14 protein-coding genes, 1 pseudogene and 2 other annotated features are annotated in these 17,166 nt (G+C 34.5%); of the genes and pseudogenes, 3 read left to right on the top strand and 12 right to left on the bottom strand.

Translation table 11 applies throughout. The annotated features are described in order from the left end of the window. Nucleotides 1-42 precede the first annotated feature (42 nt). Together ACZLO7_RS12565 and trpE are read right to left on the bottom strand one after the other, a co-directional pair. Nucleotides 43-630, bottom strand: a complete 588-nt coding sequence (locus ACZLO7_RS12565; RefSeq protein WP_464937693.1) for an anthranilate synthase component II — start codon at nucleotides 628-630, stop codon at nucleotides 43-45. After that, nucleotides 627-2,018 (bottom strand): anthranilate synthase component I, encoded by a 1,392-nt coding sequence (trpE, locus tag ACZLO7_RS12570; RefSeq protein WP_464937692.1) that lies wholly within the window; start codon nucleotides 2,016-2,018, stop codon nucleotides 627-629. Before trpE ends, ACZLO7_RS12565 begins: the two co-directional genes overlap by 4 nt. Nucleotides 2,019-2,085: 67 nt before the next feature. Next, nucleotides 2,086-2,297, bottom strand: a binding site (T-box leader). A gap of 212 nt (nucleotides 2,298-2,509) precedes the next feature. On the opposite strand from trpE, the gene ACZLO7_RS12575 reads away from it, so the two are divergent. Next, nucleotides 2,510-3,466 (top strand): alpha/beta hydrolase, encoded by a 957-nt coding sequence (locus ACZLO7_RS12575; RefSeq protein WP_464937691.1) that lies wholly within the window; start codon nucleotides 2,510-2,512, stop codon nucleotides 3,464-3,466. A gap of 186 nt (nucleotides 3,467-3,652) precedes the next feature. Here ACZLO7_RS12575 and ACZLO7_RS12580 read toward each other — a convergent pair whose 3' ends face one another. Next, complete coding sequence (locus tag ACZLO7_RS12580) at nucleotides 3,653-4,396, bottom strand: hypothetical protein (protein ID WP_464937690.1); 744 nt, start codon at nucleotides 4,394-4,396, stop codon at nucleotides 3,653-3,655. Nucleotides 4,397-4,563: 167 nt separating this feature from the next. Continuing rightward, nucleotides 4,564-6,798 carry a S8 family serine peptidase gene (locus ACZLO7_RS12585; protein ID WP_464937689.1) on the bottom strand — a complete coding sequence of 745 codons (2,235 nt, stop codon included), beginning with the start codon at nucleotides 6,796-6,798 and terminating at the stop codon, nucleotides 4,564-4,566. A gap of 334 nt (nucleotides 6,799-7,132) precedes the next feature. Continuing rightward, nucleotides 7,133-7,391, top strand: a binding site (T-box leader). Between the two features lie 82 nt (nucleotides 7,392-7,473). Here ACZLO7_RS12585 and lysS point away from each other — a divergent pair. Next, the gene (gene lysS, locus ACZLO7_RS12590) at nucleotides 7,474-9,030 is read left to right on the top strand and encodes a lysine--tRNA ligase (RefSeq protein WP_464937688.1); all 1,557 of its coding nucleotides are present in this window, start codon (nucleotides 7,474-7,476) and stop codon (nucleotides 9,028-9,030) included. 211 nt (nucleotides 9,031-9,241) lie between these two features. Here the strand turns inward: lysS and ACZLO7_RS12595 are convergent, their stop codons facing one another. The 8 genes from ACZLO7_RS12595 to ACZLO7_RS12630 form a co-directional block, all read right to left on the bottom strand. Then, the gene (locus ACZLO7_RS12595) at nucleotides 9,242-10,657 is read right to left on the bottom strand and encodes a phosphatidylinositol-specific phospholipase C (protein WP_464937687.1); all 1,416 of its coding nucleotides are present in this window, start codon (nucleotides 10,655-10,657) and stop codon (nucleotides 9,242-9,244) included. Between the two features lie 268 nt (nucleotides 10,658-10,925). Continuing rightward, complete coding sequence (locus ACZLO7_RS12600) at nucleotides 10,926-11,507, bottom strand: methyltransferase (protein WP_464937686.1); 582 nt, start codon at nucleotides 11,505-11,507, stop codon at nucleotides 10,926-10,928. A gap of 59 nt (nucleotides 11,508-11,566) precedes the next feature. After that, nucleotides 11,567-12,148: a methyltransferase gene (locus ACZLO7_RS12605; RefSeq protein WP_427750906.1), complete on the bottom strand. Its 582-nt coding sequence runs from the start codon at nucleotides 12,146-12,148 to the stop codon at nucleotides 11,567-11,569. Nucleotides 12,149-12,680: 532 nt separating this feature from the next. After that, on the bottom strand, nucleotides 12,681-13,046 hold the full coding sequence (locus ACZLO7_RS12610) for an NUDIX hydrolase (RefSeq protein ID WP_511261337.1): 366 nt from the start codon (nucleotides 13,044-13,046) through the stop codon (nucleotides 12,681-12,683). Next, entirely contained in the window at nucleotides 12,986-13,444 is a 459-nt protein-coding gene (locus ACZLO7_RS12615) for a CcdC protein domain-containing protein (protein ID WP_464937684.1), read from the bottom strand. Before ACZLO7_RS12615 ends, ACZLO7_RS12610 begins: the two co-directional genes overlap by 61 nt. 97 nt (nucleotides 13,445-13,541) lie before the next feature. Then, nucleotides 13,542-14,207 (bottom strand): response regulator, encoded by a 666-nt coding sequence (locus ACZLO7_RS12620; protein ID WP_464937683.1) that lies wholly within the window; start codon nucleotides 14,205-14,207, stop codon nucleotides 13,542-13,544. Then, nucleotides 14,204-15,361 carry a sensor histidine kinase gene (locus tag ACZLO7_RS12625; protein ID WP_464937682.1) on the bottom strand — a complete coding sequence of 386 codons (1,158 nt, stop codon included), beginning with the start codon at nucleotides 15,359-15,361 and terminating at the stop codon, nucleotides 14,204-14,206. The genes ACZLO7_RS12620 and ACZLO7_RS12625 overlap by 4 nt, the downstream gene beginning before the upstream one ends. Before the next feature lie 244 nt (nucleotides 15,362-15,605). After that, nucleotides 15,606-16,112: a hypothetical protein gene (locus ACZLO7_RS12630; RefSeq protein ID WP_464937681.1), complete on the bottom strand. Its 507-nt coding sequence runs from the start codon at nucleotides 16,110-16,112 to the stop codon at nucleotides 15,606-15,608. Nucleotides 16,113-16,596: 484 nt separating this feature from the next. Here ACZLO7_RS12630 and ACZLO7_RS12635 point away from each other — a divergent pair. Continuing rightward, a pseudogene (locus ACZLO7_RS12635) lies at nucleotides 16,597-17,109 on the top strand (Tn3 family transposase); the annotation flags it as partial. Between the last annotated feature and the right edge of the window lie 57 nt (nucleotides 17,110-17,166).

The raw sequence follows: 17,166 nt of genomic DNA on the forward strand, positions 1-17,166 counted from the left end.
TCAGTAATAAAACCGAGAGAATCGGGTTTAATTTTTAATTATTTATTCTCTATGAACGTTACTATAAGATTCAATAAACGCTTGAATCATGCTATCTCCTTTAGGTGTACCAATGGATTCGGGGTGAAATTGCAAACCAAAGACTGGATATGTTTTGTGTTGAATGGCCATTATCTCGTTATCATCAGCTGCTGTTGCAGTTACTCTAAAGGCTTCTGGTAACGTTCTAGGCTCGATTACTAGTGAATGATACCTCATAACAGAGAGCGGGCCTTGAATGGCTGAGAATAAGCCTTCTTGCCCGTAATTAACTAAAGATAATTTACCATGCATGATATTTTGCGCCTGCACTATATTTGCACCAAAGGCTTTTGCAATAGATTGATGACCTAGGCAAATACCAAGAATAGGAAACTCTTTATAAAGCTCTTGCACAATTTGTACAGAAATCCCCGCTTCAGATGGTGTACCAGGTCCTGGTGAAATGATAATAGCCTCTGGTTGCATATGAAGTATATCGTCTATAGTCAGTGCATCATTTCGCACGACTTGAACTTCTTTCCCTAATGCGCTCACTTGTTGATATAAATTGTATGTGAATGAGTCATAGTTATCGATTAGTAGGATCATTTTCGCACCTCCAAAAGCGCTTTTGCTTTATTTAGCGTTTCCACGTATTCACTTTCCGCAATTGAGTTATAGACGATGCCAGCCCCAGCCTGCACATGTGCTCGACCATTTCGAACAACCATTGTACGAATAGCTAATGCCATATCCATATCACCTGAAACTGAGATATAGCCTACTGCACCCGCATATACGCCCCGTTTCGTCGTTTCTAACTCATTTATAATTTGCATTGCACGAATTTTTGGTGCCCCAGACACAGTACCAGCTGGTAAACAGGTCGCTAATACATCCAATACATGAATATCATCTTTTAACTCGCCAGTGACTTCTGAAACGATATGCATGACATATTTGTAGTATTCGATATCCATATACTTTGGTAGTTTTACAGTGCCTGTTTTGGAGAGCTTTCCGATATCGTTGCGTCCGAGATCGACTAACATGCGATGTTCAGCAACTTCTTTATCATCTTCAAGTAATCCCTTCGCAAATGCTGCGTCTTCTATAGCCGTTTTACCTCGTGGACGCGTTCCTGCAATCGGATTCGTTGTTACAAATCTGTTTTTAACCTTTACTAAACTTTCAGGTGAAGTACCTAAAATGATATAGTCTTCAAAATCCATATAAAACATATATGGTGAAGGGTTAGATGTACGTAATTTCCTATATAAAGAAAATGGATTTCCTGAAAATGGCGATGAAAAACGTTGTGAGAGTACAACTTGGAAGATATCACCTTGCTTAATATGTTCCTGAGCTGTTTTGACCATATCGCAAAACGACTTTTCATCCATTGATGATTTAAATTCTAAAGTATCTTCTTCCGCTTCAGGCTGTGACAGAGTCGTCATTTGTAGGCTTGTCACAATCTCTTGAATACTGGCCTTCATATCTTCAACACTACGATCATTATTAAACAAATCAATAGCAACAATTGATACCGTTTGTTGTAAATGATCATAAATAATAAATGTATCGTAAAAAAGCATATGCATATTCGGCATATCTAGCTCATCTGGCAAAGAGTGACCGATTCTTTCAAAATAAAAAGCGGTTTCGTAACCGATGTAACCTATTGCTCCACCAAAAAAGGCAAATGGATATGCTACTTCCGTATTTAATGGCAGCATTTCTTTTAAAACGTCAATTGGAGATCGTTGTAATTCAATCTGCAGCCCATTTTGAAATATTACTGTACCGTTTTCCGTACTCTTTAACTCCGCGATTGGATTCAAGGCAATAAATGAATATCGACCACTTTCTTTATGCTTAGCGGACGATTCAAAAAGCATTTTCTTTCGACCTCTCACTGCTTGATAAATGGATATCGGTGTCATCATATCCCCTTGAAGTGTTACCATCTCATACTCTCTCATCTTAACTGTCATTTGCTCAAACTCCTTTTCTCAGCTCATCTCAAGTAACACAAAAAGCCCTCCATAGAGACTATTCTCTATGGAGGGCGGAAATTCCGCGGTACCACCTCAATTGCAGCAAAAAACGCTACCACTATAAGCGATATAACGATTCGCTAATCGAACTGCCATACTCAACTTTCAAGCAGTCACTCAAAGGTCCATTCCATTAGTAGCTACGTATCGGTTTCCACCAAGTCCGACTCTCTATCCGCGCATTCCTTATGTACTAATCCTTATCTACGAGTTCTGTTATACAATTGTGTGTAAAAATGTTACTTGCATTTATTATAAATAGAAGTGTCTTAAAATTCAATCATTAAATTTAGACTGATCTCTCGTGGCAATAAAATAACTTAATGACACCTTATAAAATACAATAGTGATAAAACTATTTCAAATACCAACATATGCTATACTTTGAACTATAAAATTTTAATAGTTTAGTATTAAGGAAGTGTCTTATGAAAAAATTCAGTATCATTTCATCAGTAATTATCGTCATATTAATCATTGCTTACGGCTTAGTCGGTAATTATTTTTACAATTTCGCATTAAATGCAAATACGGAAAAAGAATTTTTAACCGGTAATCCTCATTTAGCTCAATCGAAAGCTGTATCAGCCGAAGTAGCAAAAACAAGTGAATTAGCGGATGTTGCCTTTTCGAAAAAACATCCTCCTATTACATCAAGTATTGTTTCTTCAGATAAATTAACATTAAAGGGTCATTTGTATGAAAACAACAATTCGGATCATAAATGGGTCATTGTCGATCATGGGTATACTTCGAATAACACTCTAATGGTTCGCTGGATCCGCAATTTTTATGAAAAAGGATACAATGTGTTAGCACCTGATCTTCGCGGACATGGAGAAAGCGAAGGCGATTACATCGGAATGGGTTGGGATGATCGAAAAGACATGCTTTTATGGATCAAGACAATTACTGATAAAGATCCAAAAGCTGAAATCGTCTTATTCGGAGTTTCTATGGGTGGAGCCACTGTCATGATGACCTCTGGCGAGAAATTACCTTCAAATGTCAAAGTAATTGTTGAAGATTGTGGTTATTCATCTGTTATGGATGTATTTACATATCAGCTTGATGACTTGTTTAATTTACCAAAGTTCCCTGCTATGAACGCAGCTAACACCGTAACGAAATTTCGGGCAGGATACGATTTAACTGAAGCCTCTGCCGTCAAACAAGTGGCGAAGAGTAAAACACCTATGTTATTTATCCATGGCGATAAAGATACATTTGTCCCTTATGAAATGCTAGATGAAGTTTATAATGCGGCAAATGTTGAAAAAGAAAAATTAATTATTCCAGGTGCAGGTCATGGTGAAGCTGAAAAAGTAGATCCAGAGAAGTATTGGAATACAGTATGGGGATTTGTGAACAAATATATTGATTAATATATAGAAAATTTGATCTGGGAGTAAGTGCTCCCAGTTTTTTTGCATTAAGATGAGAAAACCTTATAATGTCTCATAGTATTAAAGTTTTTTAAACCGCTACCAAATGATAAAATGACGTAATAAAAACCTAATTTCGGTATTGTAATCCGAAATTAGGTTTTCTTTGTAAATATGATTTGAATGCTACGATTTCGCAGTAAAAAATGCCAATATATAATGTAAATAATGCCTTGTAGTTGTTATTCGCTCTTCTAAAGATTTAGCAATGACATCATAAAATGCCGTCCCAACATCTGTTCCTTTTAATTTCCGTACAGTTCGTCTTTCATCTGGCCAATAACCAATGAGCAAATCCGTTTCTTCCATTTCACGTGCGATTTGATATAAATAACCGTTTGAAGGAGTCCAACCAAACACATCTTCTAGTTGTTGACCTACTTCTGCCATATAAAAGGAGGATCTTGTTTGACTTAGTTTAAGTGCCAAATAGCGTACGATATCCTTTACTGATATAAGTTTCGAAAAATAAGCACGAAATTCTTCAGGAAGCGGATGGTTAGGTGCTGCTGGTTTTTCCCCGTTTTTTGTTAAGGCATAATAAAAACGATCCAAAATGAGTACGATTTCATGGAATTGCTGGAAATAGAGTTTTTCGTATCTACGCAATCGTTCAATACCTAGTTCAGTAGCATGATAGAATAGCCTTTTTTGTTCTTGCCTCACTTTTAAAGCCCCTTCTGCGTCTAGTTGTTTAGCAATACGTGCGACATATTCATAGCCAACAGGACGTCCAGGGAAGTCACTTTGAAAGGTTTTATGTATTTCTACAGAATAACATTCCGTTTGTTGTGTTTTGTATAGCCAATATAGTGCTACTGTGTCTTTAATACTAAAGCCAACCGTTTGTTGAAATGTCTTTTCCTTCATATACGTCACCTTCCATTTAATTGTTTTATTTACATTTATTATAAACCTCGCTAGTCCATATATTCAACAAAAAATGTACCCCTATATTTACTCCCCTACTCTTTCATTTTTGACCACTTAAAAAAGCTGATTAAGAGTAAAAGAGACCCATATAGAGGTACAGTTTACTATGGTTGGACTTTAACTAAAGTACTTTTACTTTGATTATTCGCTTGATCTATAGCATAAAAAGAAATAGTTGAATTTTTCTTCAACTTCTTAACTTTCAAAGTAAATTTACCAGAAGAATTTACTTCGGTTTTCGCTATTATGATTTTTCCATTAAGCATTCGAATCGTTGCATACGGTTCAGCAGTACCAGTTATGATTGTCGAATTACTAGTTACTTTATTGACTTTTGGCTTAGTTGGTGCCGTTTTATCTATTACTGTCAATCTTTTTACTTGGCTGGTATTCCCTTGTTTATCTGTAATATAGACGGATAGTTTGCTATGGGCTACTTGCTTTTTAATTGCAGCAATATAGCTACCATTTGATTGGACTGAAGCTTGAGCTATTTTTTTGTTGCCTTTATAAATTAAAAAGGTAGTATTTGCTTCGGCAGTGCCACTAATATTAGTTGTCCGATCAGATACTTTTTTCACAGAAGGTGAGTGTAAGACTTTCTTGGCAGGTGTTGGAATAGTAAGTGCTATCCCTTGCGAAATATTCTTAGCCTCGTCTTCTGTCTTCACTTCAATTTTATACGTTTGATTAGGGTTCAAATGACGTATGGTATATGTAGAATCTTTCGTCGATCCAACTTTTTTATTATTTACATATATATTGGACTGTTTAAAGTCTTCCGTTGATGGTTTTTTCCAATTAACTGTTACCGCATTTATTTGAATTAATGAAGCTACTAGTTTTGTCACTTCTTCAGGTGGCGTAATATCTTTTAACGTGTGTACTTGCAGATCAATGCCATTAGATGCTCTTCCATCCTGACTCACTACTTTTAAAGTAATTTTATAGTCTTTTGAGGACTGTAATTTTTTGATTGAATATTTTCTTGAAGTTGTTGTTTTTATAAGTTTATCATCTAAATAAATAGCTACCTTTTCGGAATTCATATCATTTGGTAATGAAAAGCTGACAGTCGCTGAATGATCGGTTACTTTTTCTATTTGAGGATTAACCAAATCTTCAATGACGGAATCTTCAGCTTGTGGGTATTGAACTAGTCCTTTGCCATATAAATTATCTACACCTGCTATGCCAAGATCTATTGCCGTTGTCGTTTCATCTAATTTAGCGCGTAATTCTTTCGCTGATAAAAATGGATATTGCTGTTTTAGTAAAGCGAGAATGCCTGTAACATGTGGGGCTGCATAGGAAGTGCCACTGGCATATATCAATTTACCATCTTTATTAACCGTTGGTACAGCCTCTCCAGGAGCAGTAAGATTCATAGATGAACCTGTATTAGAGAAATAACTTATCTTTTGCTTAGCACTAATTGCTGATACAGCAATAACTTGGCTATACCTTGCTGGATATGTAACATTTCTATGATTGCCATCATTACCTGCAGAAGCAACAATCAGAATACCTGCATTATAAGCTTTTTGAACAGCATTTCTAAGTGCAGGTACATCGATGTATAAACCAGATGAAATATTAATAATGTCCATTTTGTTTGCAATTGCCCAATCAATTGATTTGACGATTTCAGTTGTAGTACCGCTCGTTGTACCGTCCGCATATTTCAAAGAATAAAGTTGGACATTTGGTGCTACACCAATAACGTCACTTGTTTTATTGTCTTTTAGATACCCACCAACTTTGGCCCCAATGACTGCAGCTACTGATGTACCATGGCCATTTTCTCTTATGCCTCCGCGATCCACATTGTCTGATTCTTTTATAACTGTTTCTGGCAAATCCCTTACAAAGGATATACGGCCAGCAATATTCGGTAAATCATCAATTAAGTTTATTCCTGTATCAATGACCGCCACCTTAATTTTATTGCCGAAAATACCGTTTCTCCACGCTACTGGAGTATTTATTAAACTAAGATTCCAAGTAGGTACTAGTTTCGGTTCAACTGGCATATCCAAATCAGCTAAAGTCATTGGAGCTTCTTTTGTATCAATGAATTCAATGTTCGGGTCTTTTTTCAATTCAGCCAATTGTTGCTCTGTTAAAGATGCCTCAACCATTTCTACATTGTGCAGTACTTCATTGACATCTTCCGCGTCACCTAACACTTTCTGCTTACCTTCTTCATTTTTATATGAGATCAACGCATTGATTGTATTTTCTTCAGCGTAAGCGGATTGATGGTTATCAGATAAGGTCCATAAAGCTGTTAAAGCAAGACATGAAATACTAATATTTTTCCATAGAGGCTTCTGCACTGTTATGAGACCCCCTTTCTTTATTTTTATAGCATAAAATTTAATAATATGTATATTTTATTCTACTTAAAAGACTTTCACAAATCTAATATAATTTTAGTTCTTAAGTTTACAAATATTTGTATGTTTAATTTTAATATTTTACTTAAATCTTCTAGTGTATTCAACTTGAACTATTGGGTAGATTAACCTTATACAGAGTCACTATCAAAATCCTGCTCCATTGTTGAAAAAGAATTAAAAGAGAATACAAAAATTTTTCCAGCATTTTAAATTTAACCATATATTTAGGTTGAAATGGAAAAGAATATTTGCTATTATCAATAACAATAATTGATGAGCGATGAAGAGAAGAGTAAATAAGAAGGAACATTACAGAGACCCTTGGTTGGTGAAAAAAGGGATAGGAAATCTTATTGAACAAAAACTCCGAGCTTCGTACGGAACTAAGTAGAGATTTACTTAGGGATACTACGACGGATTCCCCCGTTAAAGGGATAAGGTATCGCTTTAATGCCGTACCTGATAAGGCTTATTGAGTGATCAATAAGCAAATTGAGGTGGTACCGCGAATTCGAACTCTCGCCCTCAAGACAATCGTCTTGGGAGGTGAGAGTTTTTTGTTTTCCATTTTATTTTCTACTAGTAGTAAAACTATTAAAATGAGGTGAAGTTATGCATTGGGCATTTCAGATTGCAGAAGGATTAATAGAGAAGTATCCAAAGAAAGAGGTATTTACTTGTGCCTCAGGAATTAGCCCTTCAGGTTCCGTGCACATTGGTAATTTTCGCGAAATTGTGACAACCTTTTTTGTTGTAAAAGCATTAGAAAGGATGGGGAAAAAAACTAGATTTATTTTTTCATGGGATGATTTTGATAGATTAAGAAAAGTTCCACAAAATGTATCACCGTCATTTGAGACTTATGTTGGAATGCCCTATTCAGATATTCCAAACCCATTTGGTGAAGGAACTTACGCTAATTATTTCGAAAAAGAGTTTGAACAATCATTAAAAGGATTTAATATCAGACCTCAATTTATATACCAAAATCTCGAATATCGCTCTGGCCGATATTTACCTTATATAAGAATAGCCATGCAGAAGAGAAAAGAGATTTATGACATACTCATGTGTTACAAATCCAGTGAACCTGTAAAAGAAGAACGCGAAGCCTTTTATCCTATTACGTTGTACTGTAGTGCTTGTAACAAGGATGCGACCACAATAAGTTCATTTAATGGAGACCTAGAAAGTTTTGTATATGAGTGTAATTGTGGAAACAAAGAATCCCAAACGTTATCAAACAGCAACAATATAAAGCTCAACTGGAAAGTAGATTGGGCGATGCGTTGGATGGTAGAGGATGTTGTTTTTGAGCCTGGGGGACGTGATCATTCCTCTGCTACAGGAAGTTATAATGTGTCCAAAGTTATAGCTAAGAAAATCTTTGGTTATGAAGCACCTGATTATATCGCATATGAATTTATAGGGCTAAAAGGCACTAACAAAAAAATGTCTAGCTCCTCTGGGGATGTACTTACACCGAATGATTTGTTATTTGTTTATACACCAGAGCTTATTCTATTTATGTTCGCTAAATACAAACCTAATGCTGCTTTTAATATTGGTCTAGATGAAGACGTATTGCGTAATTATTCAGAGTTTGATCGGTATCAATCTTCTTATGCACGAGGAGTTTTAAAAGCTGAAGATGTTGTAAGTTCCTTAGATTTACTGAGAGCAAATAGAATAACAATACATCCTAGTTTTAACCAAGTGGCAAGTATTTTCTCGCTTATCGGATTTAACGAAGTTCTATTACAAACTTCTTTAAGTCAAACGGGCGAAGATTATACAATTGAAGAGATAAAAAATATTAGCGACAGAGTAGCGCATTGGATTAAATATTGGAACCCTGATCGCTTAGTAAACATCAATCAAGCGAAAAATACTTTGTACTACAATAGTTTAGATGAAGGTCAAAGAGAAAAACTAACGCAGTTTACTGAGTTACTCTCATGTAAACCTGATTTAATGGGCGATTCTTTAATGACAAGAATATACGCTATCTGTCACCAGGATGACAAAAAAAGAATGCGCGAATATCAGAAAGACTTATTTGGAAATATTTATCAGCTAGTTATGAATGAACGTAGTGGACCACGAATACCTTTACTTATTAGTGCAGTGGGTAGAGAAAAAGTGATAGAATTGCTTACTTTTTCTTAATGGCGTAACGTTAGGAAAATGCGGTATTACAACGTTTGGAAATCGAAATATAAAAAAGCCTAATTTTCCAGTATTATAATGAAAAATTAGGCTTTTGTTTTTCTAATCTAGCTTGTTTAGAAAGAATTGTTTTTTTGTACATAGGGTATTCAAATCTCTTGAGTTGATGGGCATACATAGCAACTCTTATCAAGAAGTTTCCGATAAAATCTTAATTTGTAATAGCGTATATTTTCACTGTGAATTTGTTAGTCGCGCCACTTGGGTTTGCAATATAATATTTAGAATTTGTATATGCTTCAGTCCTAGATTCATTCGAAATTTTTTCCCAACGAACAGAATCCACCCCTAGGGTAACATCGACCATAACATTGAAGGAAATATTAGAAGAATTATCTTTTTCTGTAGGTTCGATAATCCATTTTAATCCCTTTGTTCCTATGGGTAAATCATTAATATTAAAGTTTTGACTGGATCGATTTTTTTGTCCAGATAATGGCTTTGGTTCAGAGGAGATTTGGGAAATTAATATTTCTTTTTCACTAGAGAATATACCATTTAATCTAATAATACTATCTATTAAACCTGGTCCAGGAAAATCTGCTGCAATGATACCAGAATGCTTAATGCCACCTTGTTGTATTATCTCAGTCCCAAGTGTATTCATTCCGCCATAAAATACTTGTCCATTAATGTCACGAGGGAAATCCTCCCATCTATTTATTGGGTTTTTTTGGATCAACAGTGGGTTACTATTAGTATTCCTACTATTTTTTCCGCTTGCAACAAACCATGGGTAAAAATTATTCAATAATGCTGCTGCACCACCCGTGCCACTAAAATGGTTGAGATAGATCACACCATTTTTAGAGTTATTATTTGCATTTAGAAGATGGGTTTTCACCGCATTCCATTTTTCATACATTCCGTCTGGTCCGCTGCCAACTTCAAACTTATCTTGGATATTCAAATTTTCATAATTAATACCGTATTCTTGAGATGCCGAAAAGTTTTGTAATATTACAATTTTCCCTCGGATATCTCCTAACTTAGGATTATGTCTTTCTGATAATGGTACAGAATTTGAATCCCAAAAATAAGAAGCATTACGGTCTTTATAATTTTTAAATATTTCCTCGAATGATAGTGAGCCAATTTCAGGGTCAGTTTCTTCTTTTAAGCGCATTAAAATCGTTTCTTTAGGATTATCTCTTAAAAATTGAATTGTCTCTTTTAATACATCCTCAAACATTGCTTTTTGATTTACGATTCCATGGTGCATCGCAAAAGAATCTTTTACACGTTTAACACGCATGTCTACATAACGTATTCCCGCATTGAATTGTTGAGATAAGGTCATTGTCTGATTTCTTGTTAAATTTTCATCAATAAAACTTGCTCCATGTAAAGCCATTGAACCATGAGTCCCTGGAATAGATAACTCGCTTATTTTTTTTGTATCTTCTAATTTTGACATCCATGTTGGATTTTGATAACCTATATCGGATTCATAGGAATAACCTGGATGGCTATCAGCAAATACTTTAGAAGTCGTGCATAAACTTGCTAGTGTAAAACAAGTAAGGATTCCACCTTTTAAGATTTTTTTTATTTTTATTTTCTTCATTATATCTCTCCTATTTTTTATACTACATCACTTCTATTCCAGAAATAATGAACTATGTTACTTAAAAAGATTTAATTTTTAAAATATTTTATAGATACAATAGGGTTTTCGATTTGTAAAAAGGTTTTTAAATTTAAAGAAAAACAATTAAAACAAGATAGTATTTTGAATTGTTTCCTTTAAGCTATCGAAGTCTCTGAAAGAACGTGGTTTCCAGTTCACAAAGAAAACAGAAGTCTTAAACAAGACCTCTGTTTATCCGATGTACCTACTTCTCATTAAAACTTAAACTAACTACAGTGGCAATAGATTGTGCTGCATGTTCCCAGCTTCCGTCTATAACTTTTCCAATCTGTTGACCAAGTGCGGTTAAATCATTTGGATTAATGGGAATCCCATTATACGCAGCAATAATTGATAAAAGTGGAGCCGCAAATGGTGTAAAACCACCTCTATCAATATAATACTCAGGTTTACCTATTACCTCTCCATCTTTCACTGTGAACTCATAATAGAATTGATCATCTGGGCGGAAACTTAAATGATGAGAAATTTGTCCTTTAATATATTTCTTCCCTGCCCCTAGATTTACTACTTGTATTGGTTTTACGTTAAATTCATGCTCAAATACTTTTATTTTTTTGACTTCTGGACCATGTAAAGCAGCTTGAACGGCTGTTTCCAAAGTATTCTGTGCAAACGGCTGAATACTAATTTGTGATTCTTTTTGTTGGATAGGAGCTTCTTTTTCTGCAGCAAACACCGATGTAGTATGTACTGCACTTGATGCACCTGTAGCTAACGTTGCTGCAAGAGCAGTTGCCGTTATTATTTTATATTTCATTTTCATAGTTTTCTTCCTCCCTTTTTTTGTTCATATTCATAATAGAGTATATTGTTTACGCACACCTATTTCTCATTAAAACTTAAACTAACTACAGTGGCAATAGATTGTGCTGCATGTTCCCAGCTTCCATCTATAACTTTTCCAATCTGCTGACCAAGTGCATTTAAATCATTTGGATTAACAGGAATCCCATTATACGCAGCAATTATTGATAAAAGTGGAGCAACAAATGGTGTCAAACCACCTCTATCAATATAATATTCAGGCTTACCTATTACTTCTCCATCTTTCACTGTGAACTCATAATAGAATTGATCATCTGGGCGGAAACTTAAATGATGAGAAATTTGTCCTTTAATATATTTCTTCCCTGCCCCTAGATTTACTACTTGTATTGGTTTTACGTTAAATTCATGCTCAAATACTTTTATTTTTTTGACTTCTGGACCATGTAAAGCAGCCTGAACGGCTGTTTCCAAAGTACTCTGTGCAAACGGTTGAATACTACTTTGTGATTCTTTTTGTTGGATAGAAGTTTCTTTTTCTGCAGCAAATACCGATGTAGTAGGTAATGCAGCTGATGCACCTGTAGCTATCGTTGCTGCAAGAGCGGTTGCCGTTATTAATTTACAGTTCATTTTCATAGTTTTCTTCCTCCTTTTTTTTGGTACATATTCATAATATATCAATTATCTGGAGTTGATATGGAGTTAATGTGGAGTTTTTTGGATACTGGTGAAAAAAATTCAATTATTGCAATAAAATAAAGATAGTATCAAAATTTGTCACGCGAAAATGAGGATACAGCGAATAATTCAAATATATTTTCAGGACGTGTTCACAGTAATAAAACATAATATACAAGAATATGGGGATTATGTCGTTAAACTAGTGATTGGAGAAGGACGAAAAATAAGTAATCTTTTTTATGAACTAGAGATTACTAAAGCATCTATTTCTAGATGGGGGTCCCAACAAAATGCGAAAAAACAGATCCAATCACTCCAAACAAATATTCTTAACTATATTATAGGGGTCCTGACGTCAAAACGAGGATATTATACGCTAAGCAAATCTAAACATAAAAAAGTCGAATTCCCGTACGCTAAGAATCCGACTTTTTTAGATTGGCTTGTTTCACTAAAGCACTCATTAACTTCTATTTCCTGTTAAATTTTATTGCCATTTTAATCGACCGGTGGTATGTTCATTCCAAATACCAAATCCTTCTGAATGCTTTTTATCTAAAAACATTGGTAATCTTTCCCTCATTCCTTCTGCAAGATTAAGTGTCGATAACTCATTTTTATCTACCCAAAATATACTACCTTCATCTGTTCTATAATTAAAAACAATAAATACGAGCAAAATGCACAAAATTTTCGTTCTGGGGTATTTGCCTTTCTTAGCTTGATAGCAATGTGTTGGTGTTAGAAAAACACTGAAATTTGCTACACTACAAAAATTACCCTTAACAATACTTAACGTTTTGAATGCATCAAACTTTTTGCTTTTAAGTATAGAATCACTCTTTTTATACACGCACTCGCCGCAATAAAGCAAAAAATACCATTCGTTACTAAACCTAGCTCATACTGACTTGAACCTTTAAAAATATACGTTACAATAAAACGTAAAATAAATACAACAATCCATATACCTAAGGCGATATAAGAATTTTTAGCATAAACCTTCCCATTATTTTTATCGATTCGTATTATAGTTGTAGAACCACGCACAGCTCCTACAATTCCTCCAAGAGCAAGTAATACTACAAATAGACCTGTTTTTATTAATGTGAGATCGTTAAGTACATGAGTAAATGTATAGTATGCGATCAATACAGGAGCAATCCACATTCGTTGAACTTTTAGTTCCCTTTCTTTTAGTTGAATGAGAATTATAAGAATTAAAATAATAAGACCAGTAGCATTATCCATGTTATACTCTCTTTCTTTTTATTATATTTTGTTCAATTTCAATTAAAAGGACACTAGATTAATTGAAAATTCTTATTTTTACCACGTAAAGCAAATATCATTTTACAATTTTCTTTCGAATTGCCATTACAGCTGCTTGTGTACGATCCGTTACATCTAATTTTTGAAGAATATTGTGGATATGAGTTTTGACTGTTCCTTCAGAAACAAAAAGAATTTTAGCTATTTCATGGTTTTGTTTTCCATAAGCTAATAATTGTAAAACATCAATCTCCCGCTTAGTTAGAGTTTCCGTATATTCAAGTTCTTCGCCAGCCAAATTATAATCATTATCTTTCTTTATAAATTGTGTGAAAGCTTGATTTGCTGTCGTGCTATTATAAATCATTGCCCCTCTATTCATAGATCGAATACTATCTAACATTTCCTCCGTTTCAGTATCTTTTAATATATAACCCACTGCACCAGCTCGAATACCATCTAAGACATATTGTTGTACATCAAATGTTGTTAATAGGACAACCTTTGTGTTTGGTAATATACTCATAATGTTTTTAGTAGCCATAATGCCTGATAAGTCAGGCATTTGAATGTCCATAATTACCATATCTGGTGCAGTTTCTAAGGCGACTTTAATTGCTTCCTTCCCGTCTTTACATTCCCCAACTATCTCCATATCATCTTGCATTTCAATAATATAGCATAGGCCTTTTCGAACAAATGGTTCATCATCAGCTAGCACAATACGAATCTTTTCCGTCATACTTCTCCTCCATTTTTCTGAATTGGAATAGTGGCTTCAACTCGAAGTCCTTTTGGCTTATTTAAAGAGAAGGAACACTTGCCTCCAACTGATTGACAGCGTTTTATCATACCACTGAGGCCAAATCCATATTCTAATGGCTTATCCCCTGTATATATACCATTATCATCAATTGCAAGTTTTACTACTCCGTCTATTTCTGTTACGTTTACAACGACAGAATCTGCATAAGAATGTCGTAAGACGTTTGTTAAAGACTCTTGTAAGATCCGGTAAAGAATTGTACTTTCCTCCATCGTCCACTCCGTTATATTTCCATCTTGAATGAACTCAATTTGTAATAAAGAATTTGCTTGAACCTGTGAAATCAATCCTTTTAATGAAGTAAGCCCGAGATCTTTTTCATCACTTGTCCATTCTCTAACAGCAACGCGGATTTCTTTCATTCCTTTTCGTGCCACCTTTAAAAGTTCTTCAACATGATCTTGGGCAGAAGCAGGATTTTTCCTTAACACAATCTTAAGAGCCTGTAATTGAATAATAAGTGACGTCATTTGATGTCCAAGTCCATCATGAATCTCTCTTGCTAATTTTGTTCTTTCCGTAAAAGCTGCATATTGCATAGAAAGTACCGTTGTTTCTTGTAGTTCAGCATGTGCTTCGTCTAATTCTTTTAGTTGTTTTTGATTTTTTTGATATGCGTCTCTTAGCTTGGATGTACTTCGGATCGAGACATAGAGGCCGATAATAATTAATGTTTCTTGATAAGGAAACGTATTCGAATGTATAAATAGAATAATAACTATCCCCGTTATAGCAGCTAAAATTGTCGTTACTCGTGTCCATTTTGGTTCTGCAGCGGCCAGAAAAACTATGAGTGGCCATAACTCATAATTTGGAAAATTCGGATGAGAAAAATATAATCCACATGATATGCTTATTAATATAGTCGTAAATAAAGCGTACTTCCCTGCATTCCACCAAGATTTTGGTGAATACAACATCCATAGATAAATTGTTACAAAAACGCTACAAACCCATATTGCAAAGGTACCATGAGGTGCGAAACCTTTATAAAAAAATACGCATATTAAGATGCTTCCTATCGCATTTCCTGCATGACTATCAATTATTTTTAAAAATACTTTTTCCATGTACTTATTCCCTCGCAACCTACTGTTTAGTTTCTATATTACTTGGCTATAGATGAATATCCATTTCTTGATTTAAAGGCTGGAAATTTACAACTCCCAATTATAATAGTTCATAGTTGAGTTAAATTCTTTTAATGCATATATCTAAAATCTGAAATTAAAAGAATAATGAAGTAGTTATTATAGTGTGTTTGTTTTACCTACTTCATTATACAAAAGAAGTTGTTTTTCTTAACCTATTTCTTTAATTTGCTTGTAGATTTTTTCTATATCTTTGTATCCTAATCACAATTCCAATAGTACGAATAACTACCATCGCAATTGTAAAAAATACGAAAGCAGGGGCTATAACATTAAAATCCAAGTGATTCGATACCATGAAATCTATAAATTGTTGTGGATACCAGTCTGTCGCTACATAAGCTAATACGACACGCCATCCAAGTCCAATAATCCATAAACATAAATAAGGAATACCAGCAGTTACGTACGCTTTATTGTCAGAACCATATTCTACTTTCACTGTAAAAAGCATTAGCCCTCCCATGATCATGCCGACCATTGTCATGATTATGAGTGCGGTCATATTTGAACCTGAGGTAGGTATTTCCTCGACGAATAAATAAACACTTATACCACAAAGAATAAATGGCAATACAGCCTTTGTGGTTGTAAATACTTTTCTTCCGATTTGTGTTAATAATACAATTGTTAAAAATGCACCAATCATTATCCAAGCTTGAGTATTCAAAATTAAAACCCCCATAAAGTATAAATTTCTTGTTTATTTGCTTACTTACTGGAGGATTGTAACATCCCTACTATTTTAGAACCTCTATCTGAAAGATGATTTTTTTGAATACCCTCTATCTATAGATAGAGTTTTTTATAATTCTTTTGTGAAAAAAGCCACTTGAATATATATAACTGGATATATGGGACAATAGCATATCTTCATCAACCGAAACTGGTCATAGCGATACATCTTTTCCCAGACGTTATTTTTCGGAGATATTTGTAACATAAACGTTCATTTTTGTTACGTTTTGTATTTAAAAATATGAAACTTCCTAACTGTTGAACTGGCTGTAACAAAATACTATATCAAAAATAATTCATAACATTATTGATTTCAAACCTTTTTGTTACAATAAAATATGGTTATTGGGAATAAAATACAGGATATGACCCGAAATTACATGTATCTCGGTCGAATCCCTACAAAAGTCATTTGAGACAATTATGACGATGTCCTTCGATTGGCACATTCCATTCGCGAAGGAACATCATCAGCTTCCCTTGTCATGAGCAAAATGGGCTCTTACTCCCGGCAAAACAGTCTTGCAACAGCACTAAGAGAGATGGGACGCATTGAAAAAACACTGTTTATCCTAGACTATATTTCTAGCGAAACTTTACGCCGGCGGATTCAAAGGGGGTTGAATAAAGGAGAAGCTATGAATGCATTAGCACGCGCAATTTTTTTCGGGAAACACGATGAACTTCGAGAACGGGCACTACAAGACCAATTACAGCGCGCCAGTGCATTAAATCTAATTATCAATGTAATAAGTATCTGGAATACTGTGTATCTATCTCAAGCTATTGAACATATGAAGAAGATTGGCAAACATCGAGAAGAGTTGCTTCCTCATATCTCACCTCTTGGTTGGGAGCATATTAATTTTCTAGGTGAGTACAACTTTACTGTCAGCAATTATCATTCGTTCCGTCCTTTAAGAACATAAAAAGACCCTGATTTCCTGCTTAGCGTAAGGAAATTAGGGTCTTACCTCTCAAAAAAT

The sequence above is a fragment of the Viridibacillus sp. d25.2 genome, assembly GCF_055456015.2.